Origin of the sequence: Zhongshania aquimaris (assembly GCF_019312595.1) — a bacterium.
Taxonomy (GTDB): Bacteria; Pseudomonadota; Gammaproteobacteria; order Pseudomonadales; family Spongiibacteraceae; genus Spongiibacter; species Spongiibacter aquimaris.
The window spans coordinates 1-24008 of the sequence record NZ_JAHWDQ010000001.1 but is presented as its reverse complement, the minus strand read 5'-3'; the positions used below and the strand labels follow the sequence as shown (position 1 = coordinate 24008).

Below are 24008 nucleotides of genomic sequence, written 5' to 3'. Positions count from 1 at the left end.
AATGTAATTTTTTAAAAATAAATCGCTAGTCTTTTGCATGAGGTTGCCGACTGGCGCGATATTCACCTGGCGTCATTCCCGTCCATTTTTTAAAGGAGCGGTGGAATGCACTGGGTTCATCAAAGCCGAGTAAGGCTGACACGGCATTCACTTTTAACTCGGGTTGATTCAGCCAGCGGGTCGCGTGTTCTTGACGCAATTCATCTTTAAAGCGCTGGTAGGTGGTGTCTAAATCTTTTAAGCGACGACGTAATGTTCGCACTGACATGTTTAGTTGTTCGGCCATCACCACAACGCTTGGGAATTCATGGCTGAGATCGCTGCCCACGATTCTCTTCATTTGAGAGAGTAGGGAGCTATCGTCGTCTTCTTGCGATACCAGTAAATGATAGGGCGCATTGCGAAGGAATTTTTGCAGTGATTCTTCGGTGTGAATAAGCGGGCAGTCAAGGCAGTATTCGGCCAACAAAAATGCGTTGTGTTCACTACCAAAATGAACCTCGCAGCCGAACAACTGCTCAAAATACCCAAGCCGCGCCGGTGCATCGGCTTGCAGGTGAACCGCTATTAAATCTAAGGGCTTACCAATTAACCATTGGCAAAAGCGACGCCAAATTGCCATTGTTTGGGCGATCGTCGTGCTGGCAGAATTTATATCGGTGGCACCAACTAAGTCGGTGTTTTCAGGGAAGCGGTAGAGTGCTGTGCCGTCGGATAGACGCTCGACAGGCCTTCTGTAACTGCTAGGTGCGTCAGTCAGCGTGCGACAATAATTGATAAATTCTGCGGCGCGACGCAAGGCTTGCTCAAGGGTTTCGCAGTGAATGATAAATAAGCAGAGCATGCGGAAACTGCCGGCTGGTGTACGCCGATCCAGGCCCAAGCCAAAGGACTCATCCTGTAGTAACCACATTACCCGACGATATATTTGGCTGTAGTAACGGCCGTCGATCATGGTGTCTAAATTGGCGTTGGCAGCGAGTGGATCAATGGGTAAGTCTAGCGACCGTAACAACTCTGCACCGCTGTAACCCTGAGCTTCAGCTACCTGAAGCATACTCCGCGCATATTTAAGCGGAACAAGATCTTTATGTGATGGGTAATTGCTACGCACGCGAAAACCTTAACGATATGATTCACTTAATGGGCTCTTAGTTAACAGAGCGCTCGATGTCTGAGTTGCATTTTACACGAGCTCCGAAGTTTACCTCGTATTGGCGACAAAAAGGACGTCCGATTAAACGATATTTAGGCGCTGTGGATGAGTTCTTCCCAAAAGTGGCAGGCCGTGAAATGCCTATCGTCCTTGGCGGTCAATGATGGCACTTCCGCTTTACATTTTTCTTGGGCATAGGCGCAGCGGGTGTGAAAGCGGCATCCCGATGGTGGCGCCATTGGTGAGGGGATATCTCCCCCGATTTGACTGGTTTCCTCAGGCGTATGTCCAATCTTGGGTATTGCTGCGAGTAGACCTTGTGTATAGGGATGGCGAGCTTGTTGATAGATCGCTTGGGCGTCGCCAATTTCAACAATCTGACCTAAATACATCACCGCGATGCGGTCGCTCATATGACGAACGACACCCAGGTCGTGGGAAATAAATAGCATACTAAGATGGAGTTCACGCTGAATATCTAGCAACAGATTCAATATTTGCGCCTGAACAGAAACATCAAGCGCAGAGACCGCCTCATCGCAAATCAACACCGTGGGCTTGAGCGCGATGGCGCGTGCAATCCCGATCCGCTGGCGTTGCCCGCCAGAAAACTCGTGGGGATATTTGCTGCTTGCTGAACTCGGCAAACCCACCATATCTAACAACGCGTCCACACGCTTGCGTCGACTATCCCGATCGCCAATACCATGTATTAAAAGCGGTTCTTCTAATATTGCAGATACGGTGTGGCGGCTGTTAAGCGACTCGAAGGGATCTTGAAAAATGATCTGCAAGGAGCGGCGATATTCACGCATCGCGCGATCTGTGAGTCCTGCTATATCTTTACCTTGGTAGATCACGCGGCCATTGGTAGGGCGGTGTAAATTCAGAATCGCCTTGCCAAGACTACTTTTGCCGCAGCCGGACTCGCCAACCAAGCCCAGTGTTTCACCCGCTCTAAGTTGAAAGCTGACGTTATCTACTGCGCGAACCACCGCGCGCTCACGGCCGAAAATACCGCGTCGCTGTGAGAAGTGCAGCTGCAGGTTTTGAACATCTAGAATCAGATCGCTCATTGTGCAATCTCCTTCCAGCGATGGCAGGCGACGACCGTGGCGTCTGTAGTGATATCTTGTGGAGGTATTTCCTCGCGGCAGATATCGGCGGCGTGAGGGCAGCGGTTTACAAAACGGCAGCCTTTGGGCATGTCTTGAATGGCGGGTACCTGACCTTCGAGCGCGAGCAAGGGCGACTTTGGTGGGTGGTGAGCACCCGGTAGCGCCGCGAGTAAACTTTGTGTGTAGGGGTGATGTGGTTTAGCAAAAACCTGTTGCGCCGATCCGTATTCAGCGATTTTTCCTGCATACATAACCGCAATCTTGTCGCTTACTTGGGATACCAGGGCGAGGTCGTGGGTAATGAACAACATGGCCATGCCATTTTTTGCCTGTAGACCTTTCAAAAGCCGAACAATTTGCGCCTGTATTGTCACGTCGAGCGCGGTGGTTGGCTCATCCGCAATCAATAAATCGGGTTCACAGGCTAGCGCCATTGCGATCATAACCCGCTGCCGCATTCCCCCGGAAAGTTGGTGCGGATAGGCAGATAAACGCTCTTGTGGGGCGGGTATGCCGACTTCATGTAATAGCGATAACACGCGATCCGCGCGACATTTTTTCGACTGTTCAGGAAAATGAATTGCGAGTACTTCACTTATTTGCTGTGAGACGGTTTGCACGGGATTCAACGCCGTCATCGGGTCCTGAAAAATAACGGCAATGTTTTTACCGCGTATTTCACGCAGGCGGCGTGGGCTGGCTGAGCTAATACTTTCGCCCTTGAAGGATAGTGTTCCAGCACTGCGAAGCGCTTGCGGTTTTGGCAGTAAATCTAAAATAGACATGGCCGTTAGGCTCTTGCCGCAGCCAGATTCTCCCACGAGCCCCATGGTTTCGCCGGCGGCTATGTCGAAAGACACCGCACTCACCAGTTCATGGAGCACTCCGTCGTCGCCACGAATCGCGACCGACAATCCCTGTACCGACAACAGGCTCATGGTGCCACCGCCCAGTCTCTGTCGATGATCATAATAGTGGGGAGTGCCTCGCCATATTGTTTGGCGTCCAAAGTTTTTTGTTGCTCATCTTTGTCAATCCAAAAAAGGCCGCCACTGCCGCCAAGAGGATCAAATAGGGCGTCGCTGGTGCGGGTTCCGTAACTGGCTGGCAGCCTTATCCAGCGCCAAAACGCTTCCCGGGTATAAGGCACTTTGAAGGTTGGGATGAAAGAGCCTTGATCATGCACCATTTGCTCTAATTCATGAGCGAGCGTGACGCGGGTGCTTTTTTCGGTGGCGGTGCGATAGGCCATTATTTTTTCGTCTAGGATTTTATTGTCGGTATTGGTGACATTATTGGTTTGTGACTTGTGGGCGTTGTCGGAATGATAGAATTCCCAATAACGGGGCGATAGTCCACCACCGGCCCAGCCCATCCACGCAGCTTGATGCTTATTTTCCATAATCTGTTTAAATGCAGCAGACATATCCAGTAGTTGTAACTGGAAATCGATACCCGCTTTGCGGGCTTCCTGCGCCAAAATTACCAAGCGATCATTGTGACCACTGTTGTAATAGGTAATACGAACGCTCAGTGGTTTACCGTCTTTTACCCGAATACCTTCGTTGCCGCGCTTATCCCAGCCCGCTTTCTCTAGGTAGCTCGCTGCTTTTTTTAAATCGAACTCGCGGGCGCGAATGCTGGTGTTGGAGTAATCGCCATAGCCATCATGCGCAGTTTGTAAGCGCTCGTAATCACCGTGTAAAACCGTGTTAATGACTTTGTCGACATTCAAGGCGTGCGCAATCGCGTAACGAACATTGATGTCGTCCAGCGGCGGGGCATCCTCGTTTAAAAAAAGTCCGCTAATGGGTTGGGGGACATCGTTGTAAAATTTGATTTTGCCAACATAGCCCTTTTCATAGATGTCGCCCTGAGCTTTTTTATGCCAAAAGCGGGGCATTAGCAGCGGGAAGGTATCTAGCTCACCTTTTCGAAAATACTGATAGGCAATGTTCAGGTCGCGGATGAGTTTGACGCGAATATGGTCGGGATTGTAGCGGTGCTTAAAATAGCGCTTTTCGTTAGCCCACCAATCTTGCTTTCGGGAGAGCTCAACATATTTACCTTTGCGTATTTCCGTAATGATATACGGCCCCGTATTGGGCTCAATACGCCAGTTATAGTCCCTTACCCAATTTTCGTCGAGCTTGTGGAAATGTTTAGGCACTGGCGACACACTGTACTCAAATAACATTTCGTCGTCTGGCTTCGGTGTCGCGCCTTCAATGCCTATCGTGTGGTCATCGTATTTGACGAGATCAGTGATAATTTCGCTGAAATAATTGTTGTACCAAGGCGCCAAAATAAACTTCGAGCGCATAAATTCCAGACCAAATACATAGTCGTCTGCGGTAACCGGTGTGCCATCAGACCAACGTGCCTCTGGGTCTAAGCGAAAGTAAATACTGTGGCCATCTGTTCCAAATGCCCACTCCGTCGCCAGCTCGGGAATCGGTTTAAGGGTATTCGGGTGTATGCCGACCAAGCTCAAATTGTTGGCCCGCATATAGCCTGCAAAACTGCCATTGGAATCTGGACCAACCAGGCGCAGTGTCAGAGGAAAGGTGGATACAAAGGTCCTAAATCGACCGCCCCGCTGCGCGTTTGGGTCTGCGAAAACAGGGTCGCTGTGATTGGTTTGCCAAACCAAATCTGCAGGCAGCTTTTCGGGCAGCGCCAGCGTGTTAAGGCTCAGTGAGCCGAGAGTGATGCCGAGCAAAAATAAGATCAGATTACGCATAATGTGGTTTATTCATAAAAGCTGAATTTTCTGGGATCGTAGGCGTCTCGTATCGCTTCGCCAATATACGCAACAAGCATCAGGATGACGGTCATCGCGACGACAACAGAGCCCACCAGCCAAAGTGATTCAAGATTTTCAGTGCCTTGTTTAAGTAGTTCACCCCAGCTTGATACCGGCGGCGGCAGGCCAAAACCTAAATAGTCGAGCGCGGTTAACGAGGTGATGCCGGAGGCTACCGAAAACGGCACAAAGGTAACTAAGGTCGAAACGCTATTCGGCAATATATGTCGAAAGACAATGCGCGGTCCGGATGCCCCCAACGCTCGGGCCGCCATAACGTAGTCTCTCGCCACTTCTTTGTAGGTCGCGGTTCGCATATACCAGGTCATACTGGTCCAGCCGAAAAAGGCCATAATAAAGAGTAAGGTCCAGAAACCCGGGGTAATGACTGAGGCGACGATCATGATCACATAAAGAAAGGGGATGTTTGACCAAATTTCGATGATGCGTTGAAACACAAGGTCAAAAGCACCGCCCCAAAACCCCATCATGCAACCGATCGCCACACCCACCGCATAATTAAAAAACAGCAGTAGCAGTGAAAACGTGATTGCCGTGCGAAAGCCATAAATTAAGCGTGCCGCTACATCTCTGCCGCTGGTATCCGTGCCTAAATAATGACGGGAATCCAACGAGGGCGCGTGTGGGGGGAAGTCACCGGCTATCAAATCAGTCTCTAGTGGGCTAAAAGGGATAGGGGGCATTAGCACCCAACTTCCGTCTGAACCAGCCGATTGCGATTTTAACTCTCGGTAATTAACTTCATAGCTATAGTCTAGGCCAAAATCCTTACCAGAAAGCACATCACCATAGGTAGGAAAGTGCCACTCTCCATTATGGATTACGACTAACGCACGATTATTGGCTAGCATTTCCGCGCCAAAACTGCACAGGGTAAGTGCGAGTAGAATCCACGCAGAAAAATAGCCACGCCGAGACTCTCGAAAACGCTGCCAGCGTTTTCTGGCAACCGGGTTGTTAAACAAGCTCATGCGGCACCTCGACCGCCAAAGCGGATTCGTGGGTCAACTAAGGCCACACAAATATCAGATAGAATATTACCGATCAAATACAGCAATGATGAAATCACAAGTATCCCCATCACAATCGGGTAGTCACGCTCGATAATGGCTTCGTAGCCCAGTAAACCAATGCCGTCGATGTTAAAAATGGTTTCAATCAAAAATGAGCCGCCAAGTAACAGCGAGATATTATTTCCGAATGAGGTCGCAACCGGTATGAGGCTGTTGCGCAGGGCATGACCGCGAACACTTTCGCCGCGACTCAGGCCTTTTGCGGTCGCAGTTCGCATATAGTCAGAGGACAAATTATCCATTAGTGAGTTTTTCATCATTAGGGTAGTTACTGCAAAGCTACCCGCTAAGTAAGCAATTAGGGGTAATACCGAGTGATGGAAAATGTCGGCAGCTTTGCCGAAGGTGCTCAGGTCGTCGTAGTTGTCGCTGATAAACCCGCCGAGGGGAAAGATATCCCAATAGCCGGCAAATAGTGAAATGAGTGCGATACCAATCACATAGCTGGGCAGGGCATAGCCTAAAAACACCACAGCGGATGACCAGCTATCTAACGCACTGCCGTGGTACATTCCTTTGGCAAGCCCGAGGGGAATACAGACCACATACGTTAAAATAAGTGTTGTTAATCCGTAGAAAATCGAAATAGGGAAGCGTTCTTTAATAATTTGCCAGACGGGATCTTGATAGCGAGTTGATAAACCTAAATCAAATTGAACGACCTTTTTTAGCCAAATTGCATAGCTACTCAGCATGGGCTTATCAAAACCGTAATATCGCTTTAGTTCGTCTAATTGCTCATCTGATAGCGTTCCGCCGCCCTGACTGCGATGCAAAGCGCCGGTCTCACCGCCCAATTGAATTTGCGTCATAAGACGCTCAATCGGCCCTCCGGGTACAACGCGGGTGATGGCAAAAACCAATAAGGTAATGCCAATAAAGGTGGGGATAATTAATAAAAAACGGCGAACAAAATAGCCTGTCATAAACGCGATAACAACCTGGGCAAAGCGAAGAGGCTATACTATATCAAAACGCCGTTAAAGATCGGCGTGTGTGATATCTACATATAAAGTTAATGACTGGCCGGGGCGCAAGTACTGGCTAGCTTTAATCGAATTCCACTCGATAATGTCGCGAATGCGCAGATTAAACCGGCTGGCAATCAGCGATAAAGAATCACCGTTGCGCACTTTATAACCCACTTTGCGAATAATGCCTTGATCTGATTGTTGTGGTGTTTTACCCCATACCACAAGCTTTTGACCCGTCTTGATAATTGAATCTGACTTTAATTTGTTCCAAGCGTATATTTGCTTGGTGCTTACGCCATATTTCTTGGCTATGCCACTCACGGTGTCGCCGCTATTCACTTTGTACTCGATACGCGAGGCTTCTGTTGAAGCCAAACCACGATTCGCACCGTGAAGAGGCGATATTCCATTTCCGGCATCTGGAATTAGTAGCACGTGACCTATTTTGAGAATGTCGCTATCTAGCTGGTTGCTGGCCCGCAGGGTTGCCACATCGACGTGATGGCGACGTGCAATCGTAACCAAGTTATCGCCACGCTGAATTTTGTACTGCTGCCAGCGCAGGCGATCGCGGGCTGGAATTTTCAATAAGCGCGATGAAAATGTTTTCGCCTTCGCACTGGGAATTAATAAGCGATGCGGCCCTTCAGGTGCGGTCACCCATCGATTGAAACCGGGGTTTAAACGATAGAGTTCATCAACACTGATATCGGCCAGTTTAGCGGCTTGCGCTAAGTCGAGCTGGCTACCTGTATTCACTGCCATAAAGTGGGGTTCATTAGGCACTGAAGGTAAGGTTAGGTTATACGAGGCGGGATTTTTGAATATTTTCACCAGCGCCAGCATTTTGGGAATGTAATTTCTGGTTTCTTTGGGTAGTTTTAGCGACCAAAAATCAGTAGGCAATCCTTTCTTCTTGTTTTTTGTTATTGCCTTATTTACCGTGCCTGCGCCAGCGTTGTAGGCCGCCAAAGTCAGCAGCCAATCACCGTCAAAACGCTTATTGAGTTCGGTAAGGTAATCGAGAGCCGAGTTAGTGGCGACAATGACATCGCGGCGACCGTCGTACCACCAATTCTGATCGATCCCTAAATGCTTAGCGGTGTTAGGTACAAACTGCCACAAACCAGACGCTCGACCATGAGAGTACGCAAAAGGGTCATAGGCACTTTCAACAAAGGGTAGTAATGCCAAATCGGCTGGCATATCCCGCTCTTCTAAACTTTCAAGTATGTAGTATATATAGCGCGATGCGCGCTTGCTGACGTTAGCGAGGTAATAGGAATGTTCGGCATACCATTCTTCCCGCTCCTCAACGCTAGCATGGCCAGTTAAGGCATCAAACTGCAGATCTGAGGCTAAGCGAGGCCAAATCTGTTTGACTTTTCTTGCCGCCTTTGGTGATTTTTGAGCCGCTGTTATTTTTTGTGCTGCGGAGCGCTCTGCGACATGGGCTGGCTTTGCTTTCGCGGTCTGTACGCTTGGCTTTGGTTTATATTTTAGGCCTTCAAGTGTGTCTCTCGCGGGATCACCACCGTCTTTTCGTCGTTCAACCACTTCTTGATATTTGCACAGTCTGGAGTTTCGGTTTTCCGATCGCTCACAATACAGTTGGTCAGTTTTATTTCGCACGCTGCGCTGGCTGGGTGTTTGGGCACACGCGACCAGCAGTGACAATAGCACTGCACTAAAAATGACCTTATTTAGGTAACTACTGAGTGTCGTCATTATAAAATAATTTCGCTAACATCATTCAAAAGTCATCCTTCCATGCCCGTAATTCGGCAAAAATATCGTTTTGATTCCAATACTTAAGCTCTGCATGTGCCGCAACTTGCTGCTGCACAGCTAAGTTGTCCGTTCGCATGAAGGGATTCGTCAGCAATTCAAGTGCCAGTATAGAGGGGACCGTTGGTAAATTTTTCTCTCGTAGGTCTGCGGTATTCGCCATTCTCTCGCGTAATTCGCTGTTGTCAGGTTCCACCGCGAGCGCAAAACGCAGATTGTTTAACGTGTACTCATGTGCGCAGTACACCGCAGTATTTGCAGGTAAAGCTTGGATTAGTCCAAGAGACCGCAACATTTGTTCCGGCGTACCCTCAAAAAGTCGACCGCAGCCACCTGCAAAAAGGGTGTCACCGCAGAATAGGGCAGGCGCAGAAGTGGCGCTGTCTATATAGTATGCAATATGGTCTAGAGTATGACCTGGAACGGCAAACACGCTAAATGTGTGATCGAGCAGGGTGATTTTATCGCCGTGTTTGAGGCGCTGATTGATACTTTCGCATTGATTTTCTGGACCGTACACCGGAATATTGGGGAAGCGTTCACAGAGTAATTCGATACCATTTACGTGGTCGTAATGGTGATGGGTAATAATGATTGCCGAGAGGGTTAAGCCATTTTTGTCTAGATGATTAAGCACCGGCGTGGCATCGCCAGGATCGACAATGATTGCCTCTCCGTCGCGTGCGACGCACCAAATATAGTTGTCGCTAAAAGCAGATATGGGTGATATTGACAGCATAATCATTATTTTAATGTGGACAGCGAAGCATAAACATTCCTTTATCTTGCCGCAAGTGGCGAAACAGGAAAATCGTTAGGAAGAATTATGGCAAAATGGCGCACACAGCATTCACCAGAAGTCCTGTTACCGGCTCTCAGGCGATGGTTTCAAGGGCCGGTTGGACGAACTGTTTTGGCGGAGGAGCGGCCTTTAATCGCCGATGCCATAAGCGATTCATCGACCGCGAAGTACAACCTGCTAAACCTTAGCGTTATTCCCGAGCGCTGCCCAATTGCGAGCGATGTGTTCCAGCGGCAGTTTTGTCTCGGCGGTATGCAGCATTACGGTTTGAGCCAAGTCCTAGATGTTATCTGCGATTTTGAAAATTTACCGGTCGCGAGTGAGTCACAAGATGTGGTGGTCTTGCACCACCTTTTAGAGTTTGTCGACAACCCACATAAGGTACTGCGTGAGGTAGAGCGCGTCATTGTGCCCCACGGCAAAGTCGTGATTTGCGGCATAAATCCGTATTCACTATTAGCTGTGCGCGGATTGCTTGGCCGAGTGAAGCGCAGCCCCATGTGGCAAAACCACCGATTGCCAATCCATCGCTTACAAGACTGGCTGTCACTTTTAGGGTTTGAAGTCAGTGTGGTCGATTACGGTTTCCATCGCCTGCCGGTAAGCAGCCCGAGTTACTTCATGTCGCATAAAATAGTGGCAAAAAACGTCCCTATGGGTGGTGTTTTCATCCTCAGCGCGACAAAATACCGCGCGCCCTTAAGCCCTTCGGCTCAAAACTTGGCGCGCCGCGCGAAGATACTTCGCCACCCCGCAATGGCGGGCGCCACACGCACCATAAAATCACGAGCTGACTATGAGCAAAACCCAAGAGAAAGTTGAGATTTTTACCGACGGCGCTTGTCGCGGAAACCCCGGCCCAGGCGGCTGGGGTGCCTTAATGCGCTGCCAAGGCAAGGAGCGCAGTTTATTTGGGGGCGAACCGGCGACGACAAACAATCGCATGGAATTAATGGCGGCGATTGAAGCCTTGCGCGCACTAAAGCGGCCCTGCGAGGTTATATTGACTACTGACTCCCAATATGTGCGGCAAGGTATTACAGAGTGGATGGTCAATTGGAAGAAGCGCGGCTGGAAGACGGCGGCAAAACAGCCTGTTAAAAATGCGGATCTTTGGCAGCAGCTTGACGCTGCAACGCAGGGGCATCAGATTGACTGGCGCTGGGTAAAGGGGCATAGCGGCCACAGAGAAAATGAGATTGCGGACACTTTAGCCAATCGCGGTATCGATGAATTAGAGAAAGCCTAATGCGACAAATAGTACTCGACACAGAAACTACTGGCCTAGAGCATGCGTCCGGCCACCGTATTATCGAAATCGGTTGCGTAGAGCTGGTCAATCGCAAATTGACAGGTCGACATTACCATCAATATATCAACCCAGATCGCGAGGTTGAGGCGGGCGCTATTGAAGTTCACGGCATAACGAATGAGATGCTAAAAGACAAACCCCGTTTTGCCCAAATCGCCGATGAGTTTTTTGAGTTTATTAAGGGCGCTGAGCTGATCATTCACAATGCCCCCTTCGATGTGGGGTTTATCGACGCTGAGTTTGCCTTGCTCGGGCGTAAAATACCCAAAGTAAAGTCCATTTGTGGGGTTGTCGATACCCTTATTATGGCGCGGCAAAAGCATCCTGGGCAGCGGAATAGTCTCGATGCACTTTGCCAACGCTACTATGTTGACAATTCGCAACGGGATTTACACGGCGCACTACTAGACGCAGAAATCCTTGCCGATGTGTATTTAATGATGACTGGCGGCCAGACCGCGCTAGCATTGGCTGGGGATGATGGTTCCCAGCAGAATGAGGGTGGGGCGGCCAGTGAGCACCGGCGCTTAGACAGCTCACCGCGAAAATTAAGAGTCATTCGCGCCACTAGCGAAGAACTTTCCCAGCATCAGCAGCAGTTGGCCGAAGTCGATAAGGCCAGCGGCGGGAATTGCCTCTGGCAGCGAATATCACAAGAATAAAATAGCGAATCAAACTCGTTAGTACATCGGGTAAGAATCACATAATTGCGGTTTATATCGAATAATAATGCTGTGCTTCATGCCTTTTTAGTGCTAAATAGTCTATAAATAACCGTTAGTTAAGGCTGATTCTGAAAAAATTTGTAATGTGTTTGTGATACCCCCTGTTTTGCTAAGGTAGTAAACACGAAACAAAATTTAGCGGTTTATCAACATTAGAGTGATATTTGATGGCAAGCCCAATGGGTTATAAGGATGCTGTGTGGGACTGAAAGTAGAAATTAATACCAGCTCATATGCCATGGTTGCGGATGAGTTAGGTAAGACATTGCAGCAGGCCACTAATGTTTTTGAAACATTCCTGTCTGAACGTCACAATTTATCTCTGTTAGAACAATGCGAAGCAAACTTGCGCCAGGTAGGGGGAACTCTGCGCTTGTTGCAGATTCCCGGCGGGGCCTTGCTCGCGGACGAAATGCGGGCACTGTGTAGTGCCATTTTAAAAAGCACCGCTGCTGTTCCAGAAGGTCAACTCAATGCCCTCAGTACGGCGTTCTTTGTCCTGCCTAGATATTTAGAATTTGTGCAATCTAGGCAGTCCGAGATTGCAGATCTGGTGATTTCTCACGTCAACGAATTACGCGCCGCTCACAACCAGCTATTGTTACCAGATAGCTACTTCGCCGCCGCCGACGAATTTCTTTTCAGTCGCGACTCTAATCTTGGTTTGCGCGGCAAGTCGCTCGCTGAAGCAGAGTTTATTGCGGGCTTAAAGCGAGCCAGTCATCTCTATCAAAGCGGCCTGTTAGGCTTGTTAAAAGACGCACATAGTCCGATGCAGCTGGTCATTATGTCGAGGGCAGTCAGGCGTTTGCGCAGCAGTTTAGAGCCGGGGCCGCAGCAGCGATTTTGGCTGTTAGCCGATGCGGTTTTAGACGCCTTTGTTAATCAAGGGCTGGAAATAAATCCCTACCGAAAGCGTGTTCTAGCCAGCCTGGAAGGGCAAATGCGGGCGCGCTTGAAAAATCGACTGGTGCTTAATGAAGTGCTTGAGCGCGAGCTCGTTTTTCTACTTTGTGTCAGCGCTTACCGCGACGGTTTTGTCGGCAAAGTTATGAAAGCAGCGAAACTTCAGGCAGCGGAGATTGATGACGGCCAGCTCAAAAATTTGCGCGGCATCATGCTCGGCCTGAGTTACGACACTGTGTCGTCGGTGATTCATGAATTGCGGACGGAATTGCGGCATGCCAAAGATGTATTGGAGTTACTTGCTCAGCACCAGCGCAGTGAAAGTGAAGAATTATTGCCGCTGACTTCAGTCCTAAAGCAAAGCGCAGATATTCTAGCTGTGCTTAATTTACCAGCCCTTGCGGGCACGCTTACCAGTCACGCTGACGCCCTGCATCAATTAGTGGGTTGTGATTTGAGTAAGGAGCGCGGCCGACTTGAAGATCTGGCAGACACCCTTCTATTTATAGATGGCAGTTTGGCGCAAATTGATCGCCGCAAATTAAACTATGAAGACCTGGGCGAAATTTCGCTTGAGCGCCGTGATGCCATCAGCGCCGACAACCAAGTTAGTGAAGCCCGGAGTATTGTCATTGAAGAGTCGAAAGCGGCAATCGGCCTAGTGAAAAGAGCTATTTCGGCCTATATAGACTCCGGTTTTGACAGTACACATATCGCCAACCTACCTCAGTTGCTCGATTCTGTGCGCGGCGCATTTCAAATGATAAATGCCAACAAGCTCCCGGCTGTGACACTAGGGGCAACCGAGTTTATGCGTCGTTTTGTCGGCCGAGAGGCAGTAAATCCAGCTTCAGATGTGCAAGCGCTAGAAACTCTGGCGGACGCCATGATCAGTATCGAATACTATCTCAATGAACTAGGTCGCCGTCATATCGCCGACGAGCGCATCTTACTAGTGGCAGAAGACAGTATCGCAACGCTTCAGGCTTTTAATTAAATATATGGATACGTTTGTCGGATTAGATCAAGCCTTGCTCATCATCTGTAGTGTGGGCGTATTGCTGTGTTTTTTGGCGTTTATAAGGCTTCGCCGCCATGTGTTTACTGGTCTCGTTGCAGTACTGTTATCGTTAAGCTTTACCGGTGCAGCGCTAGTCATTACCAAAGACGTTTACAGCTATCGCCATTTAGCAGACGAACAACTTGTCGCCAGGATCTTTGTCGCGGGTAAAGCTAAGCAACAATATATAGTCAGCGTTGACACTGTTAACGATGACCCCTTACAGACATTTCTGATCATGGGGGATCAGTGGCAATTAGACAGCAGGGTGATTCGCTGGAACTTCCCAATCGCGCGGCTTGGTTTTGATAATTTATATCGATTAGAGCGCGTTTCCGGTCGCTATCAAAGCATTGAAGAAGAGCGCAATATGGCGCGCACTATCTACCTTATCAGCCTTTCCGAACCTGTGGATATTTGGGCCTGGTTGCACAGCAACAGCTATTTAATTAAGTGGGTTGAAGCAGATTACGGCAACGCCGTTTTCGCGCCTATGGTCGATGGCGCTCAATTCAATGTTTATTTAGGCCGCGATGGCTTGTTTATTCGGGCGGGAAACCCCATAGCAGTCAAGGCCTTAGGCAATTGGCCAACTTGACTTAAACCACATCCACATACCACTATGTGGCACTTTTTTACCTTTGGGAGTACGTAGTTGGAATTCTTACTGGAATACGGCTTATTTTTGGCCAAATCGGTCACTGTTGTCATCGCCGTTATTGTTATCGTTAGTGCTATTGCAGTCGCAAGTCAGCGAAATAAGCGTGAGAGCAGTGACGGTCATATAGAAGTTACCACCTTAAACCACAAGTTTGAGGATTGGGAAGACATGCTAAAGTTTGAAATACTAGACGAAGCCGAGTTTAAAAAAGATCGTAAGGCAAAGAAAAAGCAAGAAAAGCAGGATCGCAAGAAGGGCAGTGACGAAACCCGTAAACGCCTTTTCGTACTGGATTTTGACGGTGATATGAGCGCCTCCGATGTAGAATTTCTGCGGCATGAAATATCCGCAGTTCTAACTGTCGCCAAACCTGAAGACGAAGTACTGCTGCGCTTAGAAAGCCCCGGCGGCATGGTGCATAGTTACGGTCTTGCCTCATCGCAATTACAGCGAATTAGACGTCACGGAATTCCCCTCACCATTTCGATCGATCGCGTGGCCGCTAGTGGCGGTTATATGATGGCGTGTATCGGCAGCCGTATTCTCGCTGCGCCTTTTGCCGTAATCGGCTCCATCGGCGTGGTAGCTCAACTGCCTAATTTTAATCGCCTGTTAAAAAAGCATGATGTCGACATTGAGCTTCACACTGCGGGTGCGCACAAACGAACCTTGACCATGGTGGGTGAAAACACCGAAGAAGGCCGGCAGAAGTTCAAAGAAGAGCTGGAAGACACTCACGTACTGTTTAAAGAGTTTGTGAGCGAGAACCGGCCGCAGCTCGATATCGACCAAATCGCAACGGGTGAAGTTTGGTATGGAACGCGTGCATTGGATCAAAAGCTTATCGATGAAGTACGTACCAGTGATGATTATTTGCTAAGTAAACGTCTTGATACAGACCTGTATTCCGTTAAATATCGTCAAAAACGTAGCTTGCCAGAGCGCTTGGGTTTTGCGGCGGAAACGGCATTAAACCGCGGTGTTAGCAATTTATTAGGTAAATTGACGCAAAATCGGTACTGGGGATAATTGCTGACGAGCGACTGATTCACTGTCGCTTTGATTCAAAAGAGACAAAAGCATCGATAGTAAGTAGCGTGCGGAATGGGTAGAGATTTAAGAGCGATAAATGTTGATTAAACCGTACCAAGCCCGCGTCGCCAAGCGCGAAGTAATTAAGTTAAAACAAAAACAGCGGGGTATTAAACGCTGGGAGTTGATGCTTGTTTTACTTATCTCTGTCGCGATTGCTATGGGTATTGGCGTTATCGTAAAAAAGCGCATTGGTTCCGCAATGGTTGAGCAAGTAGAGAGCGATATTCGTCGAATCTCTGTTGCCTTGCACCAATACAAACTCGATAACAAGCGCTATCCGACCACCGAGCAAAATCTATTGGCGCTTTTGGAAAGGCCGCAAATCAAGCCCCTAGCTCACTTCTGGAAGGGTCCGTATATAAACCGCGAAACCCTCATCCATGATCCGTGGAAAAATGCCTATCTTTACGAAAGTTCAGATGCGCCGCCAGCTTTTGAATTAACCACCCTGGGTGCTGACGGTAAGCCGGGCGGAGAAGATCTAAATACTGATATATCGATGCGGTTTCAAAGTGATGAAGGTTATTTCGAATAAGTGGCGGGCGCTTAAAAAGAACCGTAAAAAGGGCCCGATTGGCATTTTTTATTGCGTAGATTGCTATCTCGCTAAACTTTTCTTTCCTTACCGCTAGCAGCCCGTTTTTTATCATCTGTCTGCACGTACACCGTATCTGTTGTGGACATACTGGCATGACCAAGATCCTCTGATACATCTTTTAGCGCACGACCGCGTTCAATCTCTAAACTGGCTCCGGTATGACGCAGCCAGTGTGACGTCGCTTCTTTAAAGTTACTGGCATTTTCTTCGCCATAACGGGCTTTCATTCTCTCGTACGCCATATCAAATACTTCTTGCACCAATCTTGATAATTGTCGCGCTGTCATTCCGCCACGGCCGCGGATTTTTTCAATAATAGGGTGGTTTTCACCTGCAACAGGGAGTTTATTTAGGCCTCGATAGAGTCGGTATCGGCTTAAATAACTAAGAAAGCTTGGCGGCACCGTAATATCGCGGACTTTTCTGCCTTTTCCATAGATCTTTAACCACCAGTTATTGCCATTATCTTTCCAAAAATGACTCATTGTAGGTGACCATTCCGGCCGGTCAGAGTATTCGGAAATGCGAAGGAAAAGCGTTTTTAACGATGCAATCAGAAATAAGCTTCTCTCGTAACGTGAGTCGTCATCCGCCATGCTATGAGCAACCTCCAGCAAGAAATTCCACTGGTCTTCCGTTAACCGCTTTACATCTTTGACCTGGGCATCTTTGATCAAATACCGACAATCCTTTTTAGCTATTTGAACCGGATTTCCATAGCAGTATTCTTCATCGGTTAGATGTTTGTAGAAGGCGTTAATAGCCGTAAACGTCGCTTGCAAGGTTTCCTGCGAGGGTCGGTATTTTTTCTTATCGGGCTTGGATTCATCACCCTTGGCGACCATCAGCCTGAAAGGTGCCCATTCAGTGTTACTTGTGTAAAGACCACCTTTGAGAGTGAATTTTTCGACATTGTTAAAGCATATCGGGGTACTAGCCACTTCTTATCACATTATTCCGTGAAACATATTCGTGGAACGCTTCGATGCTTTCGGATAATCTAATTATATGTGCTTCTTACTCTCGATATCAGGATGCATTCTCCCACGTCAGGGGGATCGGTGGCTGACGACTTAAGGGGGTAAATTCTTGAAAGACTCGATAACTGACTAAAATTAAAGAACAAATAATTTCGTTCTGGAGATGTGATAACTCCAAACGGTAGTGAGAGGGGGACCTTTAGATCGCCCTCCAGCAGGCCCATAGAGGAACTCACTGTAGCTATGTAACGTAACAATAAACATATTCTCCACAAAGCGCTGCTCATGGCAATGACTGCTAACGCGTAATTGTTTTTAGGTTGGGACTAGGTAGGGCACGAAGGATTCTGCCGCAACTAAGGAATGGACTGCGATACTTAACGTGTTTCCGCATTGGTTAAAAGACCCTAGTTTGCACCGTTATTACCTATTTCGGTGTACCGGTCTGCAGCGCATTCTCCCTCGACTATTGCGGCTTGCAACGCCTCAAACCTGAGCGTATAAAGGTAGCAAATGTGCACCAAGGATTGGGTGAAATGGAACGGATTCAGGACAGCCGCGGGGCATTTCCCGCATCCCGGCCGAAACGACGCTTCACCCCGAAAGAGCCGCGCCTCGATACGTTCCCGATTCAGCATGTGCAAATCGACTGGCAGCGCCTCATGGCCAAGCGCGAACTCGTGTTGGATACCGTGGACGCGATGCCCACGTACTTACTCAAGCCCGAAGTCCTGGACTTTCTCGACGCCGAAAAACACCCAACTTACCGCCTGATCCTTGACCTTATGTGGACTGCCGGCGCCCGGATTTCTGAGGTTCTGGCCCTCACTCCGAGTCACTTCATCGATGACGGCTACGATTTCATGGTGGTGCTCCGCACACTCAAACAGCGGCCGGGGCGACCGACCAACGTACAACTCGCCCGCAGCCCCAAGCGCGCCGTGCTCATCGTCGACCCCATTCTTCAGGATCGCATACAGAGCTACCTGTACGCGGGACATTTCAGGAGGGACGAGCGGATCTTCACCATGGCCAGCCAGACGGTGAACCGGCATATCCATGATTTAGTGGACCGAGTAGGGGGCGCGCCGATCAATATTACCTGCCATACCTTTCGGAACAGCTTCGCAATACACCTATTGCTGCACGGACGGCCGCTGAAGATCGTCAGTCAGCTCCTTGGGCATAAATCGATAGAAAGTACCGAGGTCTACACCAATGTGCTCACCGTGGATGGGGGGCATTTTTTGGACGGGGTGGATTTTCATTAAAACATCGTTATTAACTGAATGCGGTCACAAAAGAATGGCCAAGATTAACATTACTGCAGCTTTACTAGGACGTAAGGACTGAAATGAATTCTTAGCGCCGGAGATAAATATCAGATACTAAGATCAAACATTGCCTTATAGGCAACGGCGGCGTTATTTACGCCTAATCAGTGACACGTTTTCTTTACTACCTCAATCCGCAGGACGTTAACGGATTTTGGTTATTTTAACTATTCGATTGTGGAATCTACCTACAGCAAGGGTGACCAAATATAATATGAGTGAATTTAGTGAAGCGGATCCATTAAGTAAAGACGAGCGTAGTCGCTCTAATTTTGTTCGTGACTTTGTACAGCGAACTAACGATTCACAGCAGGGGCGTAACGCACGCCTTACAACCATGCCTCCAAAACGAATAGTGCAGTTCTGGGATGATCTTGATCGATTACCGCCGGATGTTAGGGAGTGTATGAGTTCTTGGACGGTGCTCGAACAATCAGGCTTCGAAATTCAGGTTTTCGATGAAAGCGCGGCAAGGGATTTTATCCGAACCCATTTGGGCACGCGTTATGAGAATGCTTTTGAAAAGTGCTACCACCCCTCGATGAAATCAGACTACTTCCGCTATTCTTACATCTTTGTGGAGGGCGGTTTCTACATTGACGCAGACGATGTTTATCATGGAACGGAAATTGATCACCTTTTTTCAGATGGTCGATTGAAGCTGCAACCTTTCTGCTACGATATTTCGACAGCTCAGATGGTTCCACCCTCAGAATTCGTAAATCTGGGAGCAAATCAATTGAGTTGGATTTTCTACTTTAATACGACACCTTTGATCGCGGCTCGCAATCACCCCATTGTAGAGCGCGCACTGCTAAATTCGACGATATCACTTGAACAGGAAATTACGGGGGAATTACCTGAAGTCCAAGCATCTACTGGCCCTGGCAACCTGACAAGATCAGTATTCGAGATGCTTGTTGAAGAAAGTTGTCCTGAGATGGAGCTACTTGTTGTCCATGATTGGGAGGAGATATCCACAAGTAAATGGCCACTCAGTTACCGAAGCGATAAGAGAAACTGGAGGCTATCGAACCAGCAAGCCTATCGATCCTTGTCGCGCGCGGAGTAGCTATGAACTTAGCGCGTCCATCACTAAAAGTTGTCAGCTACGTATTTCAGTTCTGGTTAGCTCTCCGGAGGCTCCTGCCAAAGCAGACATGCCAAACATTCGGTATGCAAGGCGCTCAGATTGAGAAAATCTATGTTATCAATCTCGATCGTGAAACGATTCGTTGGTCCAATATGCAGCAAGAACTACGGCGACTATTGGATTCGTCTGGGAACCATCTCTTAAATTTGACCGATCGATACGTCGCCGTTGACGCCAAGGCATTCTTGGGAGTTCCGCCCGAAAATGCCGATATCGATCCGTTTTATACCCTCGGAGATCAGCTTTTTGTAGAACCCCAGCCATTGGTTGTTCCCACAAAGTTTGAACTAAACACTCCAATTCGAATGAGCCGGGCTGAGATTGCAGTAGCTCGTTCACATATTAATGTTTGGAGGCAGATTGCAGCGAGTAATCACGCCTACGTAATGATTCTAGAGGACGATGTTTGGTTTCATAATGGATTTGCAAAACACCTAGACCAAGTGTGGGAGGAGGTCATGGGGGAATGTGATAAGAGTGGAACATTCGATGTTCTTTATCTATCGTATCTCGAAGCAAAGCATGGTGCGCCAAAGGTCTCTATTTCAAACACCGTATTCAGTCCATTACGCGGACTCTGGCACCTTTCCGGATACATCGTCTCTCGCGAAGGGGCTGAAAAACTTCTTCAAATGCTTCCTTGCCGCGGCCCCATTGACCTCTGGATAAATCACATGTTTGAGGCACTGAATGTTAGTGCCGCTAAACAACCAATTGTTAGCCAGCGGCGCGATGTTAAATCGAGTAACTCTTATTCAATTCTTCCCACGCTTACAACAATTGGCGCGATCAATAGTGAAGCAGCATCTTTATTCAATATTCGCCCAATTGAGCACCCTGTGTTCACTTTTGGACCTGAAGGCTCTGGTCATTCATCGTTAGCAATGGCTTTGTGTATGCTCGGATATAAATGCTGCAGTGATCTTGAGGGATTACCGGCGCCTGAATTAGAACGGCTTCTTGACGGAAGGGAGGGCCGTGTTTTTGATGCATATGTAAATATCGGGTCTTTAGGTTCAAACGTAAGAAAGCTCAGAAGTCTCTATCCGAAAGCAAAATTTATTTTTACTGCTGCCAAAGGTATCGCTTCAGATGATATTTTTGAAAGCATTACGGACGAACTTAATGGTGCCCACATCGCGGTGCTTCACACAGAGGAACCTAATAAATGGCAAGTTATTTGTGAGCACCTCAGATGCGCGCCTCCCACCAGCTCTTTTCCCGAGCTGGAGGACCTTGGTCAACGACCCACCCCACAAGGCGAAATGGGAAAGGACCAACTCCCAATTTCCAAGAAGCCAAAGTGGGATAAGTCGCCATGGGTCGTTGAGTCTCGTAAATGGTGGCAAGGCATTCGCTCCGCCATGAAAGAGGATGAGATGGCTGGGGATGTAAAGCTCGTTAGCTTCACCGATTGTTATGAAACTCTCGACACAAAGCGCTGGCTTCTGAGAAATGACACCTTCACAGATAATTTAGCATTGTTTCGCCCCTCAAACTTCATGATTAAACCGGGAGTTGGGGCCGAGCTTTTCGTCAGAAGTGAGCCTCTGGGTGTTCGCGAGTACAGCGCAGCGTCGATATGCAGCCGGGACCAATATTTGTTTGGAACATTCGAAGCGACTCTTCAAGCCTCCAATGTACCCGGCGTAGTCACAGGTTTTTTCCTTCACCGAAACTCTCCACGACAGGAGATAGATATCGAAATCGCCGGGAATAGGCCAGATCGGCTAATGGTCAATGTCTTCTACAACCCCGGTGGTGAAGGAGCAAATTTTGACTATGGTTATAGAGGTGCTCCAAGTTATATCGACCTCGGTTTTGATGCATCCAAAGCGAGTCATCGCTTCACAATTGAATGGACTCCCTGCGAGATACTTTGGAAAGTAGACGGGCATCTTGTCCATAGACGCGTGATGTGGGATCCGACGCCAATACCACATCTTCCAATGACCTTACACGTTAACAGCTGGCCAACTCGCTCTACTCAACTTGCTGGGCGAATCAATAAGCGAAGGCTTCCAGGAGCTGCGATATTAGAATCCATTGTTATCAAAGCGAATTCCGTTACCTCAACGCCCGTATCTAATGCTGACGATATGCTCCAGACAAAGGCTAAAATACTTCACGATGGATTGGCCACTCTATGATTATCCTATCTTACAATCCGGGCCACGATGGTGCATTCGCTTATCTTGAAGATGGACAGCTAGTGGCGTCGGTTGAGTCTGAAAAGAACTCCGGTTATCGCTATTCACCTCTGGCAGTTCCGGATGCGTTCAATGTTTTTAGTAAACTCAAAGAGGTTCCCGATGTTCTATGTAGAGGTGGCTGGTGGCCGAGCGACTCGCATCTACCTGAACAGCCAAGTATTGCTGGTTACCGTGGTGTGCATAACAGCGGTATTATAGTTAGCAAAAGTCGTCTATTCGGGAAGACTGTTGAATACTTTTCATCTTCTCACGAACGATCACATCTTCTTTGTGCTTTTGGAATGTCAAATCTACCTAAAGGAACACCATGCTATGCGCTGCTTTGGGAAGGCGTAATCGGATCGTTCTACGAAATTGATTCCGAGTTGAATATAACAAAGCTAGGCGATGTCATGCCTGAACCTGGACATCGGTATGCCTTGCTCTACGGCCTAGCGGATCCAACCTTTGATAAGAGTGTTGCGGAATTCTCCCGGTTTTCTGACGCAGGAAAGCTGATGGCTCTAGCATCATTTTCGAAGCGAAGTCTGCCTACGGATGAAGAGGAAGAAATAATCACTTTTTTAATGCAGGACTGCTTACACCTCAGGGCGAAGGATTGTGAGAGTTTAAGGCATTGTAGTCACTACAATGTTGGCTTAGATGATCAAGAATTTCGTAACTTCGCAGGTATTGTTAGCGATAGAATTTTCGATCGCTTTTATCAATTTGCTAAATCGAATATGAAGAAAGGCTTGCCATTGTTAATTTCTGGTGGGTGCGGATTAAATTGTGATTGGAACACAAAGTGGCGGGAATCCAATCTCTTCCCAGAGGTATTCATACCGCCCGTTGCCAACGATTCAGGATCGGCGATAGGCACAGCTATTGACGCGCAATTTTACTTCACAGGAAATCCCAAGATAAATTGGAGTGTTTATTCGGGTCTTGAATTTGAAACTAATGGCACATTTGATGCTTCTTTATTTGATGAGTGTAATGCGAACATCGCAATGATTGCCGACATGCTGGCTAATAACATGATCATTGGGTGGGTTAATGGAAAATACGAAATTGGACCACGCGCACTGGGAAACCGGTCCATCCTTGCGTCGCCGTTTCAAAATAGCACTAAGGCGCGATTGAATGTGATTAAGCAACGCGAGCAGTTTCGTCCGATAGCGCCGCTCTGTCTCGAAGAAGATGCCGAAAAATGGTTTGACTGCTTTCACCCAAGCCCATTTATGCTTTATACGCGGCCCGTTTCGACCGGTGCACTAGAAGCCGTGACACATGTTAATGGGACGGCGCGCATTCAAACTGTAACTCCTGATTCTAATTGTAAAATGTATGAGCTGCTCGATGCATTCAAGTTACGTACAGGTTATGGTGTTTTGTGTAATACCTCTCTAAATTTCAATGGAAGAGGGTTTATAAACAACATAGCAGATCTCGCAGCTTATACGATAGAGCATGGCTTGGACGGTTTTGTGATTGAAGGGCGAAGCTATATGATGAAGTCATCTGAAAATTATCAAGCTTACTTGAAGTTACCAAATTCTATAGCTAATTCTCCGTAAATGAGAGGGTTTTTAAGATCGGAGGTCTGATTCGCTTTAAGTTTGCGTTCAGTGGCGCCGTATTGATGTCCACTTTCTTAACGATTAAAGGCAATGTCTTGTATCGCAAAATTTATTATTTCTTGCTTAAATCGTCCAAATAGGCCAACCGACGTGTCGTAAGTTTCAGCAAGCGTTGGTGTAGTTAATGCTGAAAGTTCAACCCCTTTTTCACCTGAAAATAGCTCGTTAGAAAAATTGACGTTTACAATTGGCTTAGGATCGTTCCCTATCTCCGGTAGCGTCAGTACTTGAGTTGAATTATCGCTTGTGGTGATGCTTCCGATCATCTGTTCAATGGCAACGGTATTCGCGTTGGGTATATCTTCAATAATTCGTTCGGCGTATTCGACTAGATTTGGTTCGGCGGGCATGAATAGAAAGCCTTCATCATTTTCAATACCCGTAGAGCGTAATATACGGCCTAAAATTTGCCTGAAATACAACTCGGTTTTAACCCTAGTAAGGTGACAGCACACTTTTAGTCTCGGTATGTCGGTACCTTCGCTAATCTGTAGTAGCTCAGACTTGATCTGACAGTTACCCGTTTTTTACCGGTGTCTGCCAGTTTAGATCTGAGCTAAATTTTTCTCAGCCCAGATCGTTTTACCATCAAGTAAAGTTGCCATTGGCGT

At 47.9% G+C, this 24008-nt stretch carries 21 protein-coding genes; 11 read left to right on the top strand and 10 right to left on the bottom strand.

Features of this window, described 5'->3' with window-relative positions; genetic code table 11:
• Positions 1-25: 25 nt before the first annotated feature.
• From KXJ70_RS00105 to gloB, 8 genes are all read right to left on the bottom strand, one after another.
• Positions 26-1057, bottom strand: coding sequence for an AraC family transcriptional regulator (locus KXJ70_RS00105; RefSeq protein ID WP_219041445.1), 1032 nt, complete (start codon positions 1055-1057; stop codon positions 26-28).
• Positions 1058-1248: 191 nt separating this feature from the next.
• Positions 1249-2232, bottom strand: coding sequence for an ABC transporter ATP-binding protein (locus KXJ70_RS00100; RefSeq protein ID WP_219041444.1), 984 nt, complete (start codon positions 2230-2232; stop codon positions 1249-1251).
• Positions 2229-3212 carry an ABC transporter ATP-binding protein gene (locus KXJ70_RS00095; RefSeq protein ID WP_219041443.1) on the bottom strand — a complete coding sequence of 328 codons (984 nt, stop codon included), beginning with the start codon at positions 3210-3212 and terminating at the stop codon, positions 2229-2231. The genes KXJ70_RS00100 and KXJ70_RS00095 overlap by 4 nt, the downstream gene beginning before the upstream one ends.
• Positions 3209-5017 carry an extracellular solute-binding protein gene (locus KXJ70_RS00090; RefSeq protein WP_219041442.1) on the bottom strand — a complete coding sequence of 603 codons (1809 nt, stop codon included), beginning with the start codon at positions 5015-5017 and terminating at the stop codon, positions 3209-3211. The genes KXJ70_RS00095 and KXJ70_RS00090 overlap by 4 nt, the downstream gene beginning before the upstream one ends.
• An 8-nt stretch (positions 5018-5025) precedes the next feature.
• Positions 5026-6072, bottom strand: coding sequence for an ABC transporter permease (locus KXJ70_RS00085; protein ID WP_219041441.1), 1047 nt, complete (start codon positions 6070-6072; stop codon positions 5026-5028).
• Complete coding sequence (locus KXJ70_RS00080; RefSeq protein ID WP_219041440.1) at positions 6069-7100, bottom strand: ABC transporter permease subunit; 1032 nt, start codon at positions 7098-7100, stop codon at positions 6069-6071. The genes KXJ70_RS00085 and KXJ70_RS00080 overlap by 4 nt, the downstream gene beginning before the upstream one ends.
• A gap of 54 nt (positions 7101-7154) precedes the next feature.
• Positions 7155-8876 (bottom strand): LysM peptidoglycan-binding domain-containing protein, encoded by a 1722-nt coding sequence (locus KXJ70_RS00075; protein WP_255558141.1) that lies wholly within the window; start codon positions 8874-8876, stop codon positions 7155-7157.
• Between the two features lie 25 nt (positions 8877-8901).
• Positions 8902-9675, bottom strand: a complete 774-nt coding sequence (gene gloB, locus KXJ70_RS00070) for a hydroxyacylglutathione hydrolase (RefSeq protein ID WP_369409733.1) — start codon at positions 9673-9675, stop codon at positions 8902-8904.
• Positions 9676-9762: 87 nt separating this feature from the next.
• On the opposite strand from gloB, the gene KXJ70_RS00065 reads away from it, so the two are divergent.
• The 7 genes from KXJ70_RS00065 to gspG all read left to right on the top strand — a co-directional run bounded on the left by KXJ70_RS00065 (position 9763) and on the right by gspG (position 16032).
• The gene (locus tag KXJ70_RS00065; protein WP_219041438.1) at positions 9763-10560 is read left to right on the top strand and encodes a class I SAM-dependent methyltransferase; all 798 of its coding nucleotides are present in this window, start codon (positions 9763-9765) and stop codon (positions 10558-10560) included.
• Positions 10535-10987 (top strand): ribonuclease HI, encoded by a 453-nt coding sequence (gene rnhA, locus KXJ70_RS00060; RefSeq protein WP_219041437.1) that lies wholly within the window; start codon positions 10535-10537, stop codon positions 10985-10987. The genes KXJ70_RS00065 and rnhA overlap by 26 nt, the downstream gene beginning before the upstream one ends.
• Entirely contained in the window at positions 10987-11712 is a 726-nt protein-coding gene (dnaQ, locus tag KXJ70_RS00055; RefSeq protein WP_219041436.1) for a DNA polymerase III subunit epsilon, read from the top strand. The genes rnhA and dnaQ overlap by 1 nt, the downstream gene beginning before the upstream one ends.
• Positions 11713-11974: 262 nt before the next feature.
• Positions 11975-13678: a FimL-related protein gene (locus KXJ70_RS00050; RefSeq protein WP_219041435.1), complete on the top strand. Its 1704-nt coding sequence runs from the start codon at positions 11975-11977 to the stop codon at positions 13676-13678.
• Between the two features lie 4 nt (positions 13679-13682).
• On the top strand, positions 13683-14339 hold the full coding sequence (locus KXJ70_RS00045) for a cation/multidrug efflux pump (RefSeq protein ID WP_219041434.1): 657 nt from the start codon (positions 13683-13685) through the stop codon (positions 14337-14339).
• Between the two features lie 57 nt (positions 14340-14396).
• Positions 14397-15431, top strand: coding sequence for a protease SohB (sohB, locus tag KXJ70_RS00040; RefSeq protein WP_219041433.1), 1035 nt, complete (start codon positions 14397-14399; stop codon positions 15429-15431).
• A 100-nt stretch (positions 15432-15531) separates the two neighbouring features.
• Positions 15532-16032 carry a type II secretion system major pseudopilin GspG gene (gene gspG / locus KXJ70_RS00035; protein ID WP_219041432.1) on the top strand — a complete coding sequence of 167 codons (501 nt, stop codon included), beginning with the start codon at positions 15532-15534 and terminating at the stop codon, positions 16030-16032.
• Between the two features lie 71 nt (positions 16033-16103).
• On the opposite strand, the gene KXJ70_RS00030 is transcribed toward gspG, so the two are convergent.
• Positions 16104-17036 (bottom strand): tyrosine-type recombinase/integrase, encoded by a 933-nt coding sequence (locus KXJ70_RS00030; protein WP_369409732.1) that lies wholly within the window; start codon positions 17034-17036, stop codon positions 16104-16106.
• Between the two features lie 575 nt (positions 17037-17611).
• Between KXJ70_RS00030 and KXJ70_RS00025 the strand changes: the two genes are divergently transcribed.
• The 4 genes from KXJ70_RS00025 to KXJ70_RS00010 all read left to right on the top strand — a co-directional run bounded on the left by KXJ70_RS00025 (position 17612) and on the right by KXJ70_RS00010 (position 23334).
• Positions 17612-18346 carry a tyrosine-type recombinase/integrase gene (locus KXJ70_RS00025; protein WP_219041431.1) on the top strand — a complete coding sequence of 245 codons (735 nt, stop codon included), beginning with the start codon at positions 17612-17614 and terminating at the stop codon, positions 18344-18346.
• 277 nt (positions 18347-18623) lie between these two features.
• Positions 18624-19481 (top strand): glycosyltransferase family 32 protein, encoded by an 858-nt coding sequence (locus KXJ70_RS00020; RefSeq protein WP_219041430.1) that lies wholly within the window; start codon positions 18624-18626, stop codon positions 19479-19481.
• Between the two features lie 2 nt (positions 19482-19483).
• Positions 19484-21712: a family 16 glycosylhydrolase gene (locus tag KXJ70_RS00015; RefSeq protein WP_219041429.1), complete on the top strand. Its 2229-nt coding sequence runs from the start codon at positions 19484-19486 to the stop codon at positions 21710-21712.
• Positions 21709-23334 (top strand): carbamoyltransferase C-terminal domain-containing protein, encoded by a 1626-nt coding sequence (locus KXJ70_RS00010; RefSeq protein WP_219041428.1) that lies wholly within the window; start codon positions 21709-21711, stop codon positions 23332-23334. Before KXJ70_RS00015 ends, KXJ70_RS00010 begins: the two co-directional genes overlap by 4 nt.
• 77 nt (positions 23335-23411) lie before the next feature.
• On the opposite strand, the gene KXJ70_RS00005 is transcribed toward KXJ70_RS00010, so the two are convergent.
• Positions 23412-23747: a hypothetical protein gene (locus tag KXJ70_RS00005; RefSeq protein ID WP_219041427.1), complete on the bottom strand. Its 336-nt coding sequence runs from the start codon at positions 23745-23747 to the stop codon at positions 23412-23414.
• Between the last annotated feature and the right edge of the window lie 261 nt (positions 23748-24008).